Origin of the sequence: Cohaesibacter marisflavi (genome assembly GCF_900115225.1) — a bacterium.
In the GTDB taxonomy this organism is placed as follows: domain Bacteria; phylum Pseudomonadota; class Alphaproteobacteria; order Rhizobiales; family Cohaesibacteraceae; genus Cohaesibacter; species Cohaesibacter marisflavi.
Genome location: NZ_FOVR01000003.1, coordinates 26,020 through 46,165 on the forward strand (window position 1 = coordinate 26,020; position 20,146 = coordinate 46,165).

25 protein-coding genes and 1 tRNA gene are annotated in these 20,146 nt (G+C 52.9%); 13 read left to right on the forward strand and 13 right to left on the reverse strand.

Annotated features, from left to right (window positions below; genetic code table 11):
- Nucleotides 1-66 precede the first annotated feature (66 nt).
- Nucleotides 67-324, reverse strand: coding sequence for a hypothetical protein (locus BM258_RS06825; RefSeq protein ID WP_175527962.1), 258 nt, complete (start codon nt 322-324; stop codon nt 67-69).
- 85 nt (nt 325-409) lie between these two features.
- On the opposite strand from BM258_RS06825, the gene BM258_RS06830 reads away from it, so the two are divergent.
- The 6 genes from BM258_RS06830 (at nt 410) to BM258_RS06850 (ending at nt 3,936) form a co-directional block, all read left to right on the forward strand.
- A complete protein-coding gene (locus BM258_RS06830; RefSeq protein WP_175527963.1) occupies nt 410-1,189 on the forward strand; it encodes a helix-turn-helix domain-containing protein in 780 nt (259 codons plus the stop codon).
- Between the two features lie 335 nt (nt 1,190-1,524).
- Nucleotides 1,525-1,929 carry an HNH endonuclease gene (locus tag BM258_RS06835; RefSeq protein WP_090070518.1) on the forward strand — a complete coding sequence of 135 codons (405 nt, stop codon included), beginning with the start codon at nt 1,525-1,527 and terminating at the stop codon, nt 1,927-1,929.
- A complete protein-coding gene (locus tag BM258_RS06840; RefSeq protein ID WP_090070520.1) occupies nt 1,926-2,135 on the forward strand; it encodes a hypothetical protein in 210 nt (69 codons plus the stop codon). The genes BM258_RS06835 and BM258_RS06840 overlap by 4 nt, the downstream gene beginning before the upstream one ends.
- Nucleotides 2,136-2,234: 99 nt before the next feature.
- Nucleotides 2,235-2,381 (forward strand): hypothetical protein, encoded by a 147-nt coding sequence (locus BM258_RS24420; RefSeq protein ID WP_175527964.1) that lies wholly within the window; start codon nt 2,235-2,237, stop codon nt 2,379-2,381.
- A complete protein-coding gene (locus tag BM258_RS06845; RefSeq protein ID WP_090070522.1) occupies nt 2,378-2,635 on the forward strand; it encodes a DUF2312 domain-containing protein in 258 nt (85 codons plus the stop codon). The genes BM258_RS24420 and BM258_RS06845 overlap by 4 nt, the downstream gene beginning before the upstream one ends.
- A 254-nt stretch (nt 2,636-2,889) precedes the next feature.
- Nucleotides 2,890-3,936 (forward strand): tyrosine-type recombinase/integrase, encoded by a 1,047-nt coding sequence (locus BM258_RS06850; protein WP_090070524.1) that lies wholly within the window; start codon nt 2,890-2,892, stop codon nt 3,934-3,936.
- Nucleotides 3,937-4,018: 82 nt separating this feature from the next.
- Here BM258_RS06850 and BM258_RS06855 read toward each other — a convergent pair.
- From BM258_RS06855 to BM258_RS06880, 5 genes are all read right to left on the reverse strand, one after another.
- Nucleotides 4,019-4,095, reverse strand: a tRNA-Pro gene (locus BM258_RS06855).
- A gap of 629 nt (nt 4,096-4,724) precedes the next feature.
- Nucleotides 4,725-6,335, reverse strand: coding sequence for a bifunctional metallophosphatase/5'-nucleotidase (locus BM258_RS06860; protein WP_090070526.1), 1,611 nt, complete (start codon nt 6,333-6,335; stop codon nt 4,725-4,727).
- Between the two features lie 449 nt (nt 6,336-6,784).
- Complete coding sequence (locus BM258_RS06870; RefSeq protein WP_090070530.1) at nt 6,785-7,825, reverse strand: NADP-dependent oxidoreductase; 1,041 nt, start codon at nt 7,823-7,825, stop codon at nt 6,785-6,787.
- A 119-nt stretch (nt 7,826-7,944) separates the two neighbouring features.
- Complete coding sequence (locus BM258_RS06875) at nt 7,945-8,535, reverse strand: TetR/AcrR family transcriptional regulator (RefSeq protein WP_090071252.1); 591 nt, start codon at nt 8,533-8,535, stop codon at nt 7,945-7,947.
- Nucleotides 8,536-8,625: 90 nt separating this feature from the next.
- Nucleotides 8,626-9,054 (reverse strand): YchJ family protein, encoded by a 429-nt coding sequence (locus BM258_RS06880; RefSeq protein WP_090070532.1) that lies wholly within the window; start codon nt 9,052-9,054, stop codon nt 8,626-8,628.
- Between the two features lie 167 nt (nt 9,055-9,221).
- Between BM258_RS06880 and BM258_RS06885 the strand changes: the two genes are divergently transcribed.
- Entirely contained in the window at nt 9,222-9,464 is a 243-nt protein-coding gene (locus BM258_RS06885; protein ID WP_090070533.1) for a hypothetical protein, read from the forward strand.
- Nucleotides 9,465-9,500: 36 nt separating this feature from the next.
- Here the strand turns inward: BM258_RS06885 and BM258_RS06890 are convergent, their stop codons facing one another.
- Both BM258_RS06890 and BM258_RS06895 read right to left on the reverse strand, forming a co-directional pair.
- On the reverse strand, nt 9,501-9,737 hold the full coding sequence (locus BM258_RS06890) for an exodeoxyribonuclease VII small subunit (protein ID WP_090070535.1): 237 nt from the start codon (nt 9,735-9,737) through the stop codon (nt 9,501-9,503).
- Nucleotides 9,738-9,998: 261 nt separating this feature from the next.
- Nucleotides 9,999-10,934, reverse strand: a complete 936-nt coding sequence (locus tag BM258_RS06895; RefSeq protein ID WP_090070537.1) for a histone deacetylase family protein — start codon at nt 10,932-10,934, stop codon at nt 9,999-10,001.
- On the opposite strand from BM258_RS06895, the gene BM258_RS24425 reads away from it, so the two are divergent.
- From BM258_RS24425 to BM258_RS06910, 4 genes are all read left to right on the forward strand, one after another.
- On the forward strand, nt 10,924-11,073 hold the full coding sequence (locus BM258_RS24425; RefSeq protein ID WP_175527965.1) for a hypothetical protein: 150 nt from the start codon (nt 10,924-10,926) through the stop codon (nt 11,071-11,073). The genes BM258_RS06895 and BM258_RS24425 overlap by 11 nt on opposite strands.
- A gap of 25 nt (nt 11,074-11,098) precedes the next feature.
- Complete coding sequence (locus BM258_RS06900) at nt 11,099-11,665, forward strand: DUF805 domain-containing protein (RefSeq protein ID WP_175527966.1); 567 nt, start codon at nt 11,099-11,101, stop codon at nt 11,663-11,665.
- 194 nt (nt 11,666-11,859) lie between these two features.
- Nucleotides 11,860-12,351: a DUF805 domain-containing protein gene (locus BM258_RS06905; protein WP_175527967.1), complete on the forward strand. Its 492-nt coding sequence runs from the start codon at nt 11,860-11,862 to the stop codon at nt 12,349-12,351.
- A 140-nt stretch (nt 12,352-12,491) separates the two neighbouring features.
- Complete coding sequence (locus tag BM258_RS06910; protein ID WP_139229224.1) at nt 12,492-13,091, forward strand: DUF805 domain-containing protein; 600 nt, start codon at nt 12,492-12,494, stop codon at nt 13,089-13,091.
- A 140-nt stretch (nt 13,092-13,231) separates the two neighbouring features.
- On the opposite strand, the gene nadC is transcribed toward BM258_RS06910, so the two are convergent.
- From nadC to BM258_RS06930, 4 genes are all read right to left on the reverse strand, one after another.
- Nucleotides 13,232-14,125: a carboxylating nicotinate-nucleotide diphosphorylase gene (nadC, locus tag BM258_RS06915; protein WP_090070544.1), complete on the reverse strand. Its 894-nt coding sequence runs from the start codon at nt 14,123-14,125 to the stop codon at nt 13,232-13,234.
- Between the two features lie 118 nt (nt 14,126-14,243).
- Nucleotides 14,244-15,863, reverse strand: a complete 1,620-nt coding sequence (locus BM258_RS06920) for an L-aspartate oxidase (protein ID WP_090070546.1) — start codon at nt 15,861-15,863, stop codon at nt 14,244-14,246.
- A gap of 131 nt (nt 15,864-15,994) precedes the next feature.
- Nucleotides 15,995-17,074 (reverse strand): quinolinate synthase NadA, encoded by a 1,080-nt coding sequence (gene nadA, locus BM258_RS06925; protein WP_210186683.1) that lies wholly within the window; start codon nt 17,072-17,074, stop codon nt 15,995-15,997.
- A 704-nt stretch (nt 17,075-17,778) separates the two neighbouring features.
- A complete protein-coding gene (locus BM258_RS06930) occupies nt 17,779-18,246 on the reverse strand; it encodes an RT0821/Lpp0805 family surface protein (RefSeq protein WP_090070547.1) in 468 nt (155 codons plus the stop codon).
- A gap of 89 nt (nt 18,247-18,335) precedes the next feature.
- Between BM258_RS06930 and pdxH the strand changes: the two genes are divergently transcribed.
- Nucleotides 18,336-18,932 (forward strand): pyridoxamine 5'-phosphate oxidase, encoded by a 597-nt coding sequence (gene pdxH / locus BM258_RS06935; RefSeq protein WP_090070549.1) that lies wholly within the window; start codon nt 18,336-18,338, stop codon nt 18,930-18,932.
- Nucleotides 18,933-19,042: 110 nt separating this feature from the next.
- Nucleotides 19,043-19,651: a LysE/ArgO family amino acid transporter gene (locus BM258_RS06940; RefSeq protein WP_175528007.1), complete on the forward strand. Its 609-nt coding sequence runs from the start codon at nt 19,043-19,045 to the stop codon at nt 19,649-19,651.
- A 329-nt stretch (nt 19,652-19,980) separates the two neighbouring features.
- Here the strand turns inward: BM258_RS06940 and BM258_RS24430 are convergent, their stop codons facing one another.
- A complete protein-coding gene (locus BM258_RS24430; RefSeq protein ID WP_210186684.1) occupies nt 19,981-20,133 on the reverse strand; it encodes a hypothetical protein in 153 nt (50 codons plus the stop codon).
- Between the last annotated feature and the right edge of the window lie 13 nt (nt 20,134-20,146).

The window sequence follows — 20,146 nt, forward strand, 5'->3', positions numbered from 1 at the left end:
GAGGAAACCCGCCTTTCAAATGGAGCTGAGCAAACGAACTGCTCATGCTCTGAAAATCGTTGATGACTATGCAGCTGGCGCTTTGTCCTCTTCCGCCACCGATGGTCGCGGAATATTAGAAGGCCATTCGACATTGGCGGGCCAGTGCTCATCAAAGTACAAAAGAGCAGACTGGTAGCGCGCGGTAACGAGATCGCGCCCGTTGCGCAGCGCATCGATCTTGCGTGCATCTTTGAAAAGTCGATTTGACAGCGTTGCGACAGAAATAGAATTCTGTCTGCAAAATGCATCGGCTAGTGAAACTATGTGGTCAGTCATCATCATGGGAAAAGCATAAGTGTTAATTAACACCATTACAAGCGTTTTTTAACGACAACATCAATTGACCAATATGGTGTATTATCACACTATGAACGAAACACTTGCGGACCGAATCCGCGCGCGACTTGAAGAGCTTGATCTATCGATCACGGCAGCAGCCGAGCGCGTCGGAAAAAAGAAAGACCTTTTCTACAATTACCTTCGCGGTCAATCAAAAGAACCGCGCAGGTCTACGCTTACGTTAATGGCAAAAGCGTTAGAAACGTCTCCTGATTGGCTACTTAGTGGCACAGGCCCAAAGGAAGCCACCGACCGCGTGCTTCCTTCAGATCATGATCATTTTTATGAGGAGCAAATTACCTTGCCCCGCATGGGAAAGGTGGCAGCAGGTTTGTGGAGAGAATTTTCCAACACACAAATTGAGCCAGGTGAAGACAGGTCCGTGCTTTCCCCTCACCCAGCCTATCCTCTTAATGTTCAATTCACTGTGCTAGTAGACGGCAACTCGATCAACAAGCGATATCCTCATGGGTCTGAACTTCTTTGTGTTGATATGGCTTCATACGGCATGACCGTAGAAGAGCTGAAAAACAACGATCTTGTTATCATTGAGCGCCACCGAGAAGATGACGGCACTTTTGAGTACACGGCAAAATACGTGTATTTGAACTTCAAATTAAACCGCGTCGAATTCCACCCTTGGTCAACCGACCCAAATTTCCAAAAGCCTTTAGTCTTGCCTGAGCACTTTCGCAATGCGCCCGACAAAGAGCAGCTCATCCAACTCAAAGAATATGAGAATGTGTTTGTAAAAGCTCTCGTTATTGGCGGCTATGCCCCAGCAAAAGCAAGCGGACCGTTTGAATAGCTGGAACACAGAGCCCTGCACGTCGCGGGGTTCTGAAACAAGTAGCTTTTACTTAGTCTAACCAGAGCTTGTCATCGCTCAGCGGCTAGTACGTCTAGTAATCCAGGTATTAGAGCCCGACAACAGGTATACATACATCCCCCCCCCGACATCCTAATACCCGCAAATTTCTAAAGCCAATTACCCAACGCTTAAGTTCACGAATCAATTTCGATCACCTTGTGTGATCGCCTGCAGAGCTCAAACTAAAATGGAGTTAATTAACACTTTTGCATTGACTGGTGTTATTTAACACCATACACTACCCCTATCGAACGCAACCGATGGGGGTTTAAATGCTTGCCGCAGTCGCTACGGAACAGACAGCTGAAAAGCTTGTTACGAACCGGTCCGAATTCTCCAGAAAGACAAAAGCTGAAGCCTTCCTTCGCGATGGTGGCTGCTGCGTTAAATGTGGCGCCAAGCTACATCCGGAGACGACTGAATATGACCACATCAAACCTTGTGGTCTGGATGGCGACAACTCCCTAGATAACTGCCAGTGCCTCTGCTGTGATTGCCACAAGGGTAAGACCAAGGCCGATGTAAAGACCATCGCCAAGGTCAAACGCATGCACAACAAGCATGTTGGTCTCGAAACACGCCGTAAGCAGAAGATCCCCTCTCGCCCCTTTGCTGGTTCTCGCGCCTCTGGCTGGAAAAAGAAGCTGGATGGCAGCGTAGAGAGGCGCTTGTCATGATCACCATCGAAACAACCGTCACTGGCGGCCAGATCGCACAGGACATGCTCAGCGATGAGGAAGAGTTCTTCTACTTCCTTGAAGCGATGGGAACGCATGCTTCAGACAGCTTCATTGGAAGCCTGTCTGACTATGCCGGCTCAACTGAAGCCGAGAGCATCACCACCCTTTGCGAAAAGATCATAGGCGCCCTCAGGGACGAATAACCCATTCCCCGGCAGGGATAATAACCCCAAAGACATGAACAAAGCCCTGCAGCGCAATCCGCGCACTCCCTGCCGGGGCATCCAATCAGGAGACAGGCAATGTATTGCCAAAAGAACAAACCAGCTATCGAGGAAGTCATCGAGATTGTCGTATCCCTACGTCATGTTCCCGCTGCCATCTTCGCAATGAGCGGCCCCTTTGTCTGCCTTCTGTCCCTCTTACTGATCACAGGAGCTATCCAATGAGCAATCCAGGCGGCGTTGCAGCCGATCAATTGAGAGCCTTTGTAGAGCGCATCGAGCGCTTGGAAGAAGAGAAAAAAGCCCTCAACGACGATATCAAAGACGTTTACGCCGAAGCCAAGGGCAACGGGTATGACGTGAAGGTTCTGCGCCAGGTTATTCGCTTGCGCAAGCAAGACAGCAATGAACGGCAGGAAATGGAATCCTTGCTCGATCTCTATCTTCACGCCTTGGGAATGGCTCCAGCCAGCGAATAGCCACTTCCCCGCGGCGAGCATCTCCTCGAATGTTTTGCCGCATCCACGCTCGTCGCGGGGAGCAACCGAATAGTGATCACAGAGAAAAAAGCCATGGAACAAAGACCATATCTCCGATTGTCTGAAGCAAGTAAACAATATGGCTTTTCTATATCGGCCCTTCGCAAGGAGCGCGATAAGGGAAACCTTCTCGTATCCCGCATTGGTGGCATCGATTATACCACGCATAAATCTATTCAAGAGATGTTTGAACAATGCCGCGTCAAGCCAAACCACCACGCCTCCTTCTTAGAAAAAGAAAAGGTAGAGAGCCCGTCTTCGTCATACTCGACCGAGGAAAGGAGGTTAGCACTGGTTTCGGCCCAGAATATCGCTCAGAAGCTGAAAAAGGCCTAGCTTCCTACATCCAGAGCAAATGGTCTCGCCGCAAACACATTGTTCCTGAAGATCTGAGCATAGCCAGAGCATTGACTTACTATGCCGAGGAACACGCGCCAAATACCCAAGCTCCCGAGCGCATAGGATATGCCATCGAGGCGCTGCTATCTTTCTGGGGCAACAAGCAGGTTTCTGACATTTCAAGAAAAACATGTGATGCATACGCCAAAGCCCGAGGCGTTTCAGAAGGAACGATCAGGAAGGAACTTGGCGTTTTAAAAGCAGCTCTTCATTACTGCAAAGACGAAGAGTATCTGGAAAGCATACCTCCTGTAAAAATGCCAGAGCGCCCACCATCTAAGGAAAGATGGCTTACCAGATCAGAAGTCGCCAAGTTGTTATGGACGGCCCGCAGCAACCCCAGACACAGGCATGTAGCTAAATTTATCCTAGTTGCCGTTTACACCGGCACCAGAATGAGCGCGATCCTGAATCTGGAATGGTCGCCATCGGAGACAGCAGGACATATCGACATTGATAATGGCGTTCTTTATCGATCCGGATCTGGTGAAGCACGAACCAAAAAGAAACGCACCCCATCGCGCCTACCGCGTCAGCTTCGCCTGCATGCACGTCTTTGGAAAAAGAACAGCCCGCAATATGTCATCAGCTTTCAGGGAAGAAAAGTTCAGCGCATCAATACCGCTTGGCGTAAAGTGTGCGAACAAGCCGGTATCGAAAATGTGACCCGCCACACGCTCAAGCATACAGCAATCACCTGGGCAATGCAGAACAGAGCAGATCCAACACATGCTGCAGGCTATTTCGCTACGTCGCTAGAGACGATTCAGCGCGTCTATCTTCATCATCATCCTGATTTTCAGCAGTCAGCGGTCAGTGCTTTAGAAGGGAAAAAGCGATAATTCAGCATCGCGCTTTAGGCCGTTTCATGGGCTCAATCATGGGCGGAGGAAAAACGGGAAAGACCTAACCTATTGAAAAGGTTGGTCGGAGTGAGAGGATTCGAACCTCCGGCCCCTGCCTCCCGAAGGCAGTGCTCTACCAGGCTGAGCTACACTCCGTTGGTGGCGGTAGAAGTATGACATAGAAATGAATTAATCAAGGTCGACACCGGCTGTTGATGCGGTTTTTAGCAAGATCTTCACCGACTTTTGTGTCAGGTACGCATTGTCCACATTCACGAACGGGCATAGACCGTGATCTATGCGGTTTTGTTGCAATCAGCTTGCAACAAAACGCACTTCTCTCCCTCTCCCAGCCCTTGGTAACAACAGGATTGGTTTGCAGGGAACATCAAGGTTGGACAGACAGACTCAATGAACGAACAAGCTTAAGCCATGCTGTTCGGACAAGAAGGGTGGAAAGATATAGGATGCCCCTGTCGGCCTTTGGCAGGACTGGCAGCAGCATAGCAAAAATAAGGGCGCGACCAACCGGTCGAAGGACGCTTACTTTTTCATTTTCTCCATCACTTTATAAACTGCGTTTGCCATCAAGAATGTGATGAGAACCACAATAAGCCCGTACACGACAGTCATAATGCTCCTCCTTGCATATCACTGATTTCGGTTATGAGTGTCTCACTTAAGGGGCTCCCCAACAAGTCGACTTGTGTCGACCCCATAAAAATACCCGGCAGGGTTTCCTCCTGCCGGGCGGCGTAATTCACGCAAAAGCGTACCGTATTGGCTTACTCGACTTCGGTGATACGACCGGGAAGTTCAACTTCGAAGTCTGGATGGTCGGCAATATAGTTTGCAACCACATCTTCAAGGTTCGGCCCATAGTCGTAGGCGTTTTTACCGTTGGTTTTGAAGACTTTATAGCCATCGCCGCCAGCACGCATATAGTTGTTGGAGACAACACCATAAACGGCATCATCTTCGATTGGTGTCCAGGCACCGTCTTTCATGACTTCAACCGATACCAGACGTTCGCCAGCAGGCTTGCTGCGAGACCAGCTATATTTAAGACCGGCGACCTGAGGGAAGCGTCCGGCTGTTTCTTCAACCTGAGAAAGACCGTTTTCCAGAGCGGCTTTTACGTCAGCTCCGGTGAGTTCAAAGGTTGCCAGCGTGTTCTGGAAGGGCAGAACGGTCAGCACATCACCCATGGTGACTTCGCCGCCCTTGATGGATGCACGCAGACCACCACCATTCTGAATGGCAATGGAAACGCCCTGATCCTTCACGCGCTCGAGCATGGCATCAGCCACGAGCACGCCCATGGCGCATTCCTTTTGACGGCAGCTCTCGCGCGCCCCGTCAATGTCAGCGCCCAGAGAGCCAATGACTTTTGCCTTCAGATCAGCGATCGGAGCGGCCAGTTCCTTGACGCGCGCCAGAACAGCTTCATCCGGCGTGACTGATGCATCCAGAAGGATCGGTTCGCCTTCTGCTGAAACAACATTGCCATCATCGTCGAAGGTTACAGTCAGATCGCCCAGATATTTGGTGTAGGCATAGGCGGTAACGACCGGAACATCCTTGCCGTCCGGGTTCTTCACCATGACAGGATAAGGCCCTTCGGCTCTATCATTGGTGTTGGATAGCAGAGAATGGGAATGACCACCGACGATCACGTCGACACCGGCCACTTTGGAGGCCAGATCCATGTCTTTGACGAGACCTTCGTGAGTGAGCGCGATGATCTTGTTGACGCCCTGATCGGTCAGTTCCTGAACGGCCTGCTTGAGATAGTCTTCAGAGGAAGAGAAGATAACCTTATCGCCTGGAGAAGAGGTTTCTGCCGTGTCTTCAGCCAGAACGGATACGATACCAATTTTTTCGCCGCCGATTTCCTTGACGACATAGCCCTTGATCTTGCCCTGAAGCAGAGGTTCGCTGGACACATCAATGTTGCCGGAAATGATCGGGAAATCCACTTTGGCGAGGAAATCTGCGAGACCTTTCGGGCCATCATCAAACTCATGGTTGCCCACGGCCATCACGTCATAGCCGATGGCGTTGGCAAATTCAGCAGCTGCTTCCCCTTTATAGGTGGAGTAGAAAAGCGAGCCCTGGAACTCGTCACCAGCATGCAACAGAAGGGAATTGGCCCCCTCTTTGGCAAATTCGCCGCGAAGTTTTTCCACTTCGCTTTTAACACGCGCAACACCACCAAAGCACTTGCCTTCTTCTTCGCCCTTGGCATCGCAAGTGTTGTCATATTTGGTGATGGATTCGATGCGGGAATGCACATCGTTGAGATGAAGAATGTTCAGCGTGTAGTCTGCATGGGCAGCGCCAGCAAAGCCGGCGGAAAGTGCCAGAGCAGCAACACCGGTGAGTAGACTTTTCATATGAGAGAAACCTCCAAAATATGATTGATCTCCCCGATTCCACTTCGCCCGTTTCAAAGAGTCGAAATGTCCGCCCTGTTGCGATTTTCATGTGAGCCAAAACAGGAGCGGCTGCTTGCATTCGGGGAGCTTTCGTCAGGGCCTTCACTCCGGCAAACCGGAACCCTTAAAAGCGCGGGCAACATTAACCAGCCTTGGCAACTGTTTCATGACAAATTTGACCTGACTAGAGCGGAAAGAGTGATCCCCACAAATATGTCGAAAAATGCGGACAAGCCTTGGATATCTGTCCCCGAATTTGCCGGAGAACTGAGCAACTGCGCATATTTCCCTCACACTTTAGGCCAATAGCAGGTCAATTTTCCGAGATCACAAAAAACCCGACGAGATTTTTCCCGTCGGGTTGCCATGGATCAATTAAGTGATTCACCTAGGATTGATCTCTATTTTCAGAGTGAGTGCTCACCAACCTTGATGACCATCTTGCCGAAGTTGCGGCCTTCCAATAGGTCGAGAAATGCAGTCGGCGCCTGTTCCAGCCCATCGACCAAATATTCACGATATTTGATCTTGCCTTCCTTGATCCAACGGGTCATATCGGCGGCAAAGTCCGGATAGAGATGGCCGAAATCCTGAAACACAATAAAGCCACGCACGGTGACGCGGCGCGTGAGAAATTGCGCCATCAGGGCGCCTGACATATCCGGCCCTTCCGGAGTGCTCGTGCTGTTATATTGAGCGATAACGCCACAAAGAGGTATGCGCGCACCGGTGTTCAAGAGAGGCACCACAGCCTTGAACACATCACCACCGACATTCTCGAAATAGACATCAATACCGTCCCAACAAGCGGCGGCGAGCTGCTCGGCGAAGTCATCGGCGTTGCGGTCGATACAGGCATCAAAGCCCAGTTCTTTCACCGCGTAGTCGCATTTTTCCTTGCCACCAGCGATACCGACAGCGCGCGCACCCTTGATCTTGGCGATCTGGCCCACATTGGCCCCCACCCCACCGGTAGCAGCTGCGACCACAACGGTTTCGCCCGGCTTCGGATCACCAATCTGCAGCAGGCCGGTATAGGCGGTCATGCCCGGCATGCCCAATGCACCCAGAGCCCAAGAGGGCGCTTCCGGGTTCGTGCCCATGTTGGTGACCATGGTGCCATCAGAAAGGGCATAGTCCTGCCAACCGCTGTATGAGAGTACCCAATCGCCTTCGGCAAAGCCATCCAGATTGGATTTGACCACACGGGCAACCGTGCCACCAACCATGGGGTCTCCGACTTCAACGGGATCAGCATAGGATTTGGCAGCACTCATGCGTCCGCGCATATAGGGGTCTAGCGAAAGATAGACCGTGCGCAAGAGCATCTGGCCTTCTCCCGGCTCGGGAATGGCGTTTGATACCAGCTTCAGGGTATTTTCGTCCGGCGCTCCAATGGGACGTTCATTAAGGATGAATTGGCGGTTTGTTGTTGCTGTCTGTGTCATTTGTCTCTCTCCTGTGCGCACCACACCATTTAGTAATAGACCGGTCGTCTTGTTTTATATTTCCAGGTGTCGTGCGTGTCGTCTCTATATAGGTACGGATAGGTTTTGTTGCTTTTGGTTCAGGCGGCAGGCAGCAGGATTTCACTGTTGGTTCTGGCCTGAACAAGCGGGCTCGCCGAATGCTGCAATTTCGCCATGAGGCTGGCACCAAGCCACATTTGGTAGAGCATGGAGGCAGTAAGGTCTGGCTGAATGTCTGATGACAGGGAGCCATCTTTGATGCCCCCATTTATCTGCTCAGCCAAACGATTGACGATGGACGCAGCACCATCGGCCAGAATTATCCGCATGTCTTCTGACATATCAGATACTTCCGCCCCGAGCTTGACGATAAGACAGGTATTCTGGGCATTGACGGGGCACTGATTGACCACCCACTGGTCCCAATAGTCCATCAGCTTTTCCCTGCCGGATCGCTTCTCGTTGGACCAGAGCGCATCAAGGCGTTCATGGTAATAGGCGATATATTGCTCAAGCAGTTTGCAGCCGAAATCTTCCTTGCTGGCGAAATAATAGTAAAAAGACCCTTTGGGAACCTCGGCTTCCTTCAGCAGCAACCCAAGGCCGAGCGCGTTGAACCCCAGCTCAGATATGAGCTGCCGGCCTACGGTCAGAATATGCTCGCGTGTTTTTTCTGTTTTTTTCGTCATAGGCAGCATATAAGAACAATTAGACTGATCGTCTAGTGCCTAATTGCAAAACTTACAAAATACGTCTGTGCCCCGAACGCGAGTTAAAAATCACCCTTCCGGCAGGGCCTCGACATAGTACCAACGACCCGCCTTTTTGCGGAAAAGGCTAAGCTCCCGATGGGTGTTCAGCTGCCCGCCAGCCAGATAACGCGCCTCAAACAGCACGGTGCCGCGTCTGTCCTTTGCGTCACCAACGTCCGTTGCCAAGATCGTCAGACCGCTCCAGTGGTTCTCGGCGGCCCATTTGGCTGTAGCAAAGGGATCGAAGCCGGGCTGATATTTCGGCCAGAGCGTGTCTTTGAGATAGGGTATCTTTTCAAGCGCAAAGGCGGAATAGCGCGAACGCATCAAGGCTTCGGCCCGCTCGGGCAACGCCGTGCCATCATGGAAGGGTTGACAGCATTCTGCATAGTCCTTGCCACTACCACAGGGGCACAATGAGGACTTCCCATGAACATCATTATTGATCGGTGACATTGTCCATTCCTTGCTGATGAAGCCTTTCGCTCAGGCCTCCCCGTGATGGGCTTAGTCGTTTTTATGACGTCCCATATCGCTTCAGCAATAGCCTTATGGCTTCAAACTTGTTAAAGCAAGGCGATCTGATTGATTGATGCGCCAGCTTAAGACGATGAGGAGCCCCCATGTCCATGCCAAGCCTGTTCTACATCGGCAGCTATGAGATGATTGTCGTACAGGTTTTACTGTTGGCTGGCGTCATCGGTGCCATCACAGCCAAAGCCAAGGGCCGTTCGGGTCTCATCTGGTTTGTGCTAAGCGTGGTTAGCTGCGGCGCGGGCATATTGGTCGTGCTGTTCATGCCCGTCAAGAAGCCACAGCAAAACAAAGCGCCCGGCACCAAGCATGATGCGGACGCTTCCAGATAGGCAGCTAAAGCAGATCCTGTGATGAAACGAAATCGCTCAGTCTACGTCGAGCGGTTCGGTCCCTGCAGCCTGCCCTTCTGCTGACAGACGGATTTTCTCCACCTTTTCCTCGGCCTTTTTGAGCAAAGCATCGCAATGGCGCTTCAGCGCTTCGCCGCGCTCATATTCCTCAATGGATTTTTCCAAAGGCACATCGCCCCGTTCCAGTCTCTGAACGATCTGTTCCAGTTCGGCAAGGGCTGCTTCAAAGGTGAGCTCGGACAGGTCTGACATGGCGAATTGATTTCCTCTGGCAAGGCTAGAAATTGGTCAGGTGAAGGCGACCATTGAGTCGCTCATTTCCTTTTACATGGAAATGTCTCAATGCAAAAGCCTTCAGACATTCAGGAGATTAAAGTCGAACGGGCTTATCACATGATTGTCCCGTGATCGCCCTTTGCGCTTTTGCAATGGGGCAAAAGGAAAGGGTCCAATGCCTGGCACCATTGGACCCTCCCTTCGAGTGGACCGGAAGCTCCGGGATCGGGCGCGGAGTCACCCGTGCATAAGCCGGTCCACATGAACGGCGACCGAACGGGCAAGCGCCGTCAGGTCGTATCCCCCTTCCAGCAAAGACACCAGACGGTTGTCGCAACATTTATCTGCAACATCCATCAATTTGCCGGTCATCCACGAAAAGTCCGCCTCTGTGCAGGTTAGATCGCCCAGTGGATCACGGATATGGGCGTCGAACCCGGCGGAGACAATCACCAGATCGGGGTTAAAATCATAAAGTGCGGGCAAAAGGCGCGACTCAAAGGCGTCCCGCATCTGCTCTGCCCCCTGCCCTGCACCAAGGGGCGCATTGACAATATTGCCAAGATCATCCTTGCCGGTTTCCGTCCAAGCTCCGGTGCCCGGATAGAGCGGCATCTGGTGGGTCGAGCAATACATCACACTGGGGTCATCCCAGAAAATATCCTGTGTGCCGTTGCCATGATGCAAGTCGAAATCGACAATGGCGACATGCTCGGCTCCATAATGCTCCTGGGCGTAGCGCGCCGCGATGGCTGCATTGTTGAAAAAGCAAAAGCCCATGGAGCGGTTCTGCTCGGCATGATGGCCCGGAGGGCGAATGCCGCAGAAGGCATTATTCACCTTGCCTTGCATGACCTCGTCGATGGCCTGAGTGGAAGCGCCCACAGCATAGAGCGCCGCAGTCATGGTTTCAGGCGATACCGTCGTGTCTCCATCGAGTGAAATCAGTCCCTCTTTGGGGGAATTTTCCTCAAGATGATCAATGACGCTTTGCGGATGGCACCGAAGAATATCCTCGAGGCGCCCGAGCTGGGCCTCTTCACGCGGCATATAGATGAATTTCTCATGCTCCAGAGCAATATTGACCGCACGCATCCGATCCGGACGTTCCGGATGGCCCTCAGGCGTCTTGTGCTTCATGAAGGTAGGGTGCGTGATGTAAATGGTCGACACTCTCTGGTTTGCTCCCGAGCAAAATACGGATATCCGTACAATCCGCTATATTCATCTCTATGCATCCAACGTTTGCGCCCCTCCCGTCAATGCAACAATGGAGGCAGAAGGGGCGGTTATCCGCTGCACACTTCGTTGAGTTTTCAAAGAAATCGGATGAATCGATGCCGCTGGCCGCTTGCGATTGCAGTGAGCCGGTAGATTTGCTAATGGGCAATCACTCGGTCTTGCGGCATGGTGAGCAGTCTCTCATGTTGGAAACCAGATTGGATCTTTCAAAGGTTGGTGCCATGTCTGCCGTGAAGCTTGTTGAACATAGTCTTGTCCATTGCCTTGACTTCAAGGGACGCGCCGGACGGGCCGAATTCTGGCTCTGGATCGGGTTTTCCCTGCTCATGACGGCGGGATTCTATTTCATCGGCCTTAATGCGCCACTGCTCTCGGAAATCTGGAAGGCGTGGTTTGCCCTGACCTTTATTTTCGGCATTTCTCTCACAGTGCGTCGCCTGCATGATATGGACCTGTCGGGCAAGTGGTTCCTTATTGTGCCAGCAGGCATTCTGCTGACCTTCGCGATAGCCACATTTGCTCCCGCGCTCATGGCGCAAATGCTGTGGATTCCCGTGGCGCTGGTGATGGTGCTCTATTTTGTGGTCGGCTTTGTTCCCGGCCCGGCTGGCGAGAATCGCTTCGGCCATGCTTTCCCATCCCGAGAGCTGCATTTCGATTGAGACGAAACGCCTTTCTTTTACCAAGCCTTAGAAGGCCGTATCCCTTTTCAACCGGCGGATTCCGCTATCCGTGCGGGCGTTAACCATGTGTTGCAAAATGCGAAATTTACGATTGATTAACCATACCCTCTCTCGTAGGCTCTCCTAACGCAATCGGGCCGATGCTGGGCACGATGCCGAAGAAGGAGCAGGCAATGTTTTCACTCTATGGCAAGCTATTCTCAATTCTTCGGGCGTCATTTTCCTATTCCGGCCGAACTGCGCGGATGGAATTCTGGTTTTTCTTCACCTTTTTCACATTGATGTTTTTCGCCGCACTAGGGGCCGATGTAACCTATATCCGGCAGCAGGAGCCAAGCGGTCTTGCGCTGTTTCTTTATCAGCTGATGGGCAACAGAGAGCCATTCGTGCCGCTCTATCTGTTGCTCTTTTCTCCAGCAATGGTAGCCATCACCGTCCGGCGCTTGCATGACAGGGGCCACAAATGGTGGTGGACTCTGGTTTATCTTATCCCCTTTTTTGGTCTCTTCCCGATGGTGGCTATGCTGGCGCGCAAAAGTCAGGAAGGCTTCAACCGCTTTGGTGCCAATCCACTGGATATGGCTGCGCTTGCCAAACGAGACGCACAAGCCACGCGCTCCTCTTATGATAGCGCACCGGCTCATTCGCCCTCTCCGGCAGAGTGAGCAGATCGTCACTTAATCCTCTTTTAACGCTGTAAAATGAGAGATTTGGTCTGGCTATCAAATTCACATGCGGCTTAACTGCCAGTTAAGGCCCGCAATCAATAGTGGTGACATTGCCATCATAGATTGTGGATTTTGACATGGGCTACTTTGCAGCAATTTCATCCTGTTTCAGACACTATTTCAGTTTCAATGGACGCGCACCACGCTCCGAATATTGGTATTGGAATCTAACCACAATCCTGATCAATATTCTGCTTGGCGCAGGCCCTCTTTTAGCCGGAAGAGCGACATTTTCCGAAACTGTGACACGCCTTCCTCTGTTAGCTCTGTTTTGGCTCGTAACATTGCTTCCGAATTTTTCGGTCTTGGTACGCAGGTTGCACGATGTGAACAAAAGCGGCTTCTGGTGGTTCGGCACGTTCATACCCTTCATCAATTTTTACGTGCTCTTCTTATTGTTCTTCAAACGAGGGAGCCGTGGGCCGAATAAATTTGGCGATGACCCGAATGGGGGCGACGCAAGCCCTGACCTGATCGTCCAGATGGGGTCGAGCAAGAGCCCGCCGAGGAAACGCTTTTTCAATGAAGAGTTTGCTTACGCGCACCCCGAGGGCAGGACCACACCAAAAGCTGCCAATGAACGCCCCAGAGCGCGCGTTCCGATCATCGCAGGAAAGCAGGCCAATGGCTTTGGTCGACGCGGTGCGGGTAATCATACAGGCTTCAGGAGCAACTAGGCGAAACAGCGCCCCTATCTCGCAGAGAATGAAAGAAAGCTGCTTGCAAGTGGCATGGGCATTTGAGTGACCATCACGAAAAACCCCGCGATACCGAGTAGGTCGCGGGGTTTTTAGTCTTCAAGTTTGGCAGCTGTCGATTAGCTGACGGAAATATCCAGCCCCAGATCGAAGTTTGGCGCTGAATGGGTGATGTAGCCAGCAGAAATATAATCCACGCCGGTTTTGGCAATCGCCGCAATCGTTGCAGGGCTGACACCGCCGGAGGCTTCGGAGATGATGCCGGTGCCCTCAAGCAGGGCCAGCGCTTCGGCCAGCTTCTCCGGGCCCATATTGTCCAGCATGATGACGTCCGGCTTGCAGGCGATGGCTTCCTTGAGCTGCTCGATGGTGTCCACCTCCACTTCGACACGCACCAAATGGCCAGCAAAATCACGCGACCGGCGAATGGCTTCGGTGATCGAGCCTGCCACTGCAATATGGTTGTCCTTGATCAGAATTGCATCATCAAGCCCGAAGCGGTGGTTGGAGCCGCCACCGCACTTGACTGCATATTTTTCAAAAGCCCGCAGGCCCGGCAGCGTCTTGCGGGTGCCCGTCACTTTTGCCTTGGTGCCCTTGATCAGCTTGACCATCTTGTGGGTCGCCGTGGCGACACCGGACATGTGGCACATAAAGTTGAGAGCGATCCGTTCGGCAGACAGCACCAGACGTGCTGGGCCGTAGATTTCCGCGACCACATCCCCTGCCTTCACTTCTGTACCGTCGGCGATCATGGGTGTGAAAGAAACCGCCTCTCCATGCCATACGCCAATCTGACGGAAAGCGCTTTCCGCCATTGGAATGCCTGAGATGATCCCCTCGTCGCGCGCAGCGATCACGGCCTTGGCGTGCGCATCGGCAGGAATGGTCGCAAGCGTGGTGATGTCACCAGCACGGCCCAGATCTTCCTTCAGGGCAGCAAGCACAGCATCATCAATGATGGGTTGGGGCAGAAACAGTTTGTCTGCGGGCAAGATGTTTGTGTCGCTCATCAATGCGGTTTCCTTCGAATGTCTTGCGAATTCTTGTCTTGTCTGTTGGTGGTGACGCCTGGCTGCGAACTTGACGCCTTCAGTTAGCAAAAAGCGATGCCATGCGCCCTGTCTTAAATCAATCGGGCTCGGCTGCGCTCAGAATCCTTGCCATTTCGGCTTCAGCTTGCTTGAGGGTAATGAAGGTCCTGTGACGCCAGTCCTCTTGCTGATGCGGAGAATCCTTGCGGAAATGGCCGCCCCGGCTTTCCTTGCGCAAATAGGCCGCCACGGTGATCAGCTTGCTTGTGGTCAGTTGATTGCGGAAGCTGTCCGTCACGCTCTTCTGTTCCAGTTCTGCGATGATCTGCAAGGCCGCTTTGAGGCCTGCGCCATCACGTTCCACGCCAACATAGCGGCTCATGGTAGCGCGCAGTCTTGCGATATCCTCTTGGGGCTGATGCAGCGCAGGCAGGGTTCGCTCGTTGCGGATGGGCTGCCAAAGCTCATGTTTGGGCGAACTGAGCTGCTGGTTGATATCCTGCGCGACGAGGGAGGCAAAAACCACGGCTTCGAGCAGTGAGTTGGAGGCCAGACGATTGGCTCCGTGGGCTCCGGTGGCCGTCACCTCGCCTGCGGCCCAAAGCCCATCAAGGGTCGTGCGTCCTTGTGCGTCCGTCAGGATGCCCCCCATGTGATAATGGGCTGCCGGTGCGACCGGCAGTGGTTCGGTTGCGGGATCAATCCCAGCCTCTTGCGCATGACCATAAACGGTGGGGAACTCCTCAGAAAAGCTGTCTCCGATTGCCTCACGGCAATCAAGGAAGGCCCCCTTTCCCTCTTCGACCTGCCGATGGATGGCACGGGCTACGATGTCACGCGGGGCCAATTCGGCCAGCTCATGTTCGCCCAGCATGAAGCGTTCACCGGCCTTGTTGATCAGCTTGGCGTCATGGCCGCGCAAAGCTTCGGTCGCAAGAGGCGCAGGGTCCTTGCCGACATCAAGTGCCGTGGGGTGGAACTGTACAAATTCAGGGTCAGCGATAACCGCGCCCGCAACCGCCGCCATGGCTATGCCATCACCGTTGGATTCGGTTGGGTTGGTGGTCACCCGGTAGAGGTTGCCCGAGCCTCCGGACGCCAGCACCACGGCGCGTGCAGGAAAAAAGAGCGTATGGGTGTCGGTGTCTGCGCCTTGCCCGCATCTTCGGGCGATGATGCCTTTTACATAGCGCCCCTCCATATGCAGTTTTTCAGCCTGATAACCGGAAACGATGCGGATGGACGGCATGTCGATGACGCGCCGGATCAAGGCTTCCATGATGGCAAAGCCGGCTTTGTCGCCAGAAACACGGACGACGCGGCTGGCGGAGTGGGCTGCCTCGCGGCTCAGGCGTAGCTTGCCTTCCAGATCCTTATCGAAAGGCACACCCACTTCTAGTAAATCGAGAATACGCTGTGGCCCCTGATTGGTCATCAGACGGGCGATCTTTTCATCAACGATGCCCGCACCCGCCTTGATCGTGTCTCTTAAATGCGAGGCGGTGCTGTCGCCCTCCGAGACCGCCGCCGCTATGCCGCCTTGCGCCCAAACAGAGGACGCGCCCTCGCCAATGGGGGCAGCAGAAATAAGCGTTACAGGGCGTGGTGCCAGCTTGTAAGCACAAAACAACCCTGCCAGCCCTCCGCCAACGATGATGATTTCATCATGGCGTTGCCAGCTTTCGGGGCGAAAATCGTCGGATGCGGAAATGTTCATGGATTTGACTTTGATCTGGTTCCGCCATTTCTAGCGCAACCCTTGAGGCCTGCCTTTGCCGGAGCGTAGGCTGGGGGGAATAAAGAAAAGTCCGGGCCAATCGCAACAGATCGACCCGGACCTTCAAGACATCAGGACTTCAGATTGATCATCCGTTCGACGGCCCTTCGGGCTTTGTCGGCAACGAGGGGATCAACCGTGACCTCTTCCTGCATATAGAGCAGACTGTCGAGGATTTTTGGCAGCGTAATCTTCTTCATGTGTGGGCAGAGATTGCAGGGCCGCACGAAATTCACGTCAGGTGTTTCGCTGGCCACATTGTCGGCCATTGAGCATTCGGTGATCATCATCACCTTTTCCGGGTTGTTGGTCTTGACCCAATCGATCATACCCTTGGTCGAGCCGGAGAAATCAGCCTCGGCCACCACTTCAGGCGGGCATTCAGGGTGAGCGATCACCTGCACATCCGGCATGGAGCGGCGATAGGAGCGGATCTCGTCGGCGGTGAAGCGCTCATGCACTTCGCAGGAGCCGGCAAAGGTCAGCACTTCCACATCAGTCTGGGCGGCGACATTCTTGGCCAGATACTGGTCTGGCACCAACAACACCCGATCAACACCGAGGCCTTCGACAATCTCGACCGCATTGGACGAGGTGCAGCAGATATCGCACTCGGCCTTCACGTCCGCCGAGGTGTTCACATAGGTGATGATCGGCACTCCGGGATATTGATCCCTCAGGGCGCGCACATCGGCGGCAGTAATGGACGAAGCGAGCGAGCATCCGGCCGAACTATCGGGAATGAGTACCGTCTTGTCAGGACATAGAATCTTGGAGGTCTCCGCCATGAAATGCACGCCGCACTGGATGATCAGATCGGCATCCGAGCGGGCTGCTTCGATGGCGAGCTGAAGGCTATCGCCCCGGATATCAGCCACGCCATGAAAAATTTCCGGCGTTTGATAGTTATGCGCCAGAATAACCGCGCCGCGCTCTTTCTTCAATTTGTTGATCGCCGAGATATAGGGCGCGTGGAATGGCCACTCGATGGAAGGAATGACATGCTTGACCAGCTCATAGAGTGGCGCGGTCTCTGCCGCCACCTCATCGCTATAGACAAGCGGCGGCATGGGCAGGATTCCCCGCTCCTGTGCAGCCTTGCTCGGGGCACGTTTTGCAAAATCGGTTGCAGTCTGAGCTGTCATCATCATCCGAGTCTGGCCTCCTTCAAATTGCGCGGTGCTGTCTGGCCTTCCTACTGGCATCTTGGCGTAGGACAAAGCCAACCTTGCGATCCGGACCTTTGGTCTTGAGGCCCGACATCGTTTCTTCTGACCAAACTTATGCTCACATTGAGCATAATAAGAGCCATAAATAAACCAGCGCACCGCTGGTCCCCTGCCCTGAGGCAGCATTTTCTTGCCGATCACTATAGGAGGAACCTGTCGATTTTTCCAGACCCTCAGCGTCTACAGGGGATAAGTTTTGCTCCTATAGAGTAAAAGCAATTCATTTTCGAAAGGTTCTTCGGATGAGGAATGCAATAGAAGGGCTTCTTGAAACGAATAGCGGCACGGGAAATTGAGCAAGGATTACAATGTGTAACTGCCTACTTTATGGAACCGCTCCAAAAAGAAGATCCGGGCTCGTGCGGAACCCGGATCTGCTTTAGAAAAAGGAAAGTCAACATCAACTGGTGATGGCAAAATTTGTAAGAAACCAGTGAATAAAAACGAAAAAGAACCCGGTTCTGAAAGTCTTGAAACATGCATTTGCAACGCCTTATTGGCGCTACAGGACACACGTTAGCGGACATATGTGACAGTTCATTGACACATATGCAAAAGATTGAACATGAGCAGAGAAGCCTCGGAAAGGCACAGTGGGGTTATCAGAAAGCAAACTTGGAAGGCGTCTACACAGAGACACCCGTAGAGAAACCAACGATCTGCCAGCTGCCATCCGGCACCTTGCAAGCCTGACCTTCGATATTCTCGACGCCCGTTACCCGATGCATGGAACTTTTGAAGGAGCGGCATTCCTCGTTCATCATGTCAGGCAGTTTCTTGACCTGAGTAATCCGCCCTTTGGAGCCGGTTTCAGGATTGATCCAGTCTGCGTTGACCTGTTCGGCCTGCATGGCGACTTTGTCGAAGGAGGACATACGGTTCAGCATGACTTGCCAGTCTGAAGGGTCGATGCCAGCGAGCAAGCGGTCTGTCACGCCAATCGAGCCGGTTTTGATGTCGTCGACCTGATCGGAGGAGCCCATAAAACTGACAGAAGCGCAAGCACCGAGGGAACAACAGGCAGCCAGCACGCAAAGCTTTACGGCACCGCGGGCGGCGCTGTAAATTGATGCAGAGACTCTATGGCCAAACATGTCGGGTTCCTTTACACTCTAGACCGAGCCCGCATCGTCATGCAGGACCCGCCTTTGAAGTCATAGTTTATTTTCAGCCAGGAAGGTTAATGAGTGGTAACTTTACTGAGGCAAACAAGCCTCTGGAGCTCTTTTCTCGTTGGTTAGCGGAAGCTGAAGCCAGTGAGCCGAACGATCCCAACGCCATGGCCGTAGCCACGGTGGATGAAAGTGGCATGCCAAACGTGCGCATGGTGCTGTTAAAGGACTATTCGGAAAAGGGATTCGTTTTTTATACAAACTTCGAAAGTGCCAAAGGACGTGAGCTGCTGGCCAGCCAGAAAGTGGCCCTTCTTTTCCATTGGAAGAGCCTACGTCGTCAGGTGCGCATTCGGGGGGCGGTTGAAGTGGTCAGCAAGGAAGAAGCGGACGCCTATTACGATTCCCGCGCACGCGGCAGCCGCATAGGGGCTTGGGCATCCAAACAATCCCGGCCTCTGGAAAGTCGCTTTGCGCTTGAAAAGGCCGTTGCTGAATATACCGCAAAGTTCAATATCGGACGCATTCCGCGCCCTGACTATTGGTCCGGTTTTCGGGTCGTGCCCGAAGAAATCGAATTCTGGCATGACCGGAATTTCAGACTGCACGATCGCGTCGTGTTCAAACCAAGCGGCGATGGATGGGAGAAAACACGGCTTTACCCATAAGCCAGGCACTCCCGAAGAATGAAAGAAACAATGTAGCCGGGCGTTCCACGTCCGGCTTCTTCTTGCCTTGAGATTTTTCTTAAAAAAGACAATCCATGACGCTATCTTCCATCTACGCGCCTATGCTGCAGGGCTTTTTGCTGGGTGCTTCTCTCATCATCGCCATCGGGGCTCAGAATGCCTTTGTCTTGAGGCTAGGGCTGCAGCGATTGCATGTTTTACCCATTGTTCTGATATGCTCTTTTTCCGATGCCATGCTCATAGCCGCAGGCGTGGCGGGCATGGGCACGTTGGTGCGGCAATCCCACATCTTGCTGACACTGATCACATGGGGTGGTTTTGCGTTCCTGCTTTTTTATGGCCTGCAAGCTTTTATACGGGCCTTCAAGAGCAGCGGCATGCATGTGTCCAAGGGCGAAAGCATAAGCCTCAAGAGCGCCATACTTACTGTTCTGGCCTTCACCTATCTCAACCCGCATGTCTATCTGGATACGGTGATGTTGGTGGGCAGCCTTTCTGCGCGCTGGCTGGGCCTTCAGCAGATGCTGTTTGCGGTGGGCGCTATTGCGGCTTCTTTTGTCTGGTTCTTTGCGTTGGGCTATGGTGCGCGCGTGCTCACGCCTCTGTTTGAGCGGGCAATCGCGTGGAGAATTCTAGATTTTATTATCGGCATCATCATGTGGCTTCTGGCTTGGTCGCTCATTCACAGCTCGCGATGAGGCATCCGGGAGGAAAGCCAAACCACAGGCCCGGAATAATCGGGCAAAGATTACCCTTCCATGAAAAAAGCGTTCCTCTTGCGAAGGAACGCTTTTAAAGGTGTAGTCTTTACGTCGCTGCGCCGCGGGGAAGGCACACCGTCAGCTTTGTCTCTGCGTCATGCACGCTCTCATATAGAAAGCCGAGACAAAGGGTTGAAGCAGATTCACACATACTGGGCATTTGTGCGACGGAAACCAGCGCTTCCGAAACAGGAAATCGAAACACTGTTTTACAGGCCCTCAGCTAGGGCCAACCGGCACTCTACCCGAGCACACACATGATGTGCTTATTTCTTGGCTTGCACTGGATCATAGTCCGTGTGCTTGGTTTCTACGTGTTTCTTCACGCAGCAAGCAGCAGCAACGGAAGGGATACCGATCTCATGATATTCTTTTTGCAGGAGATCGTTAGAAGAAGATTTCTTTGCTTGTTCAGGCATGGTCATGTCTCGT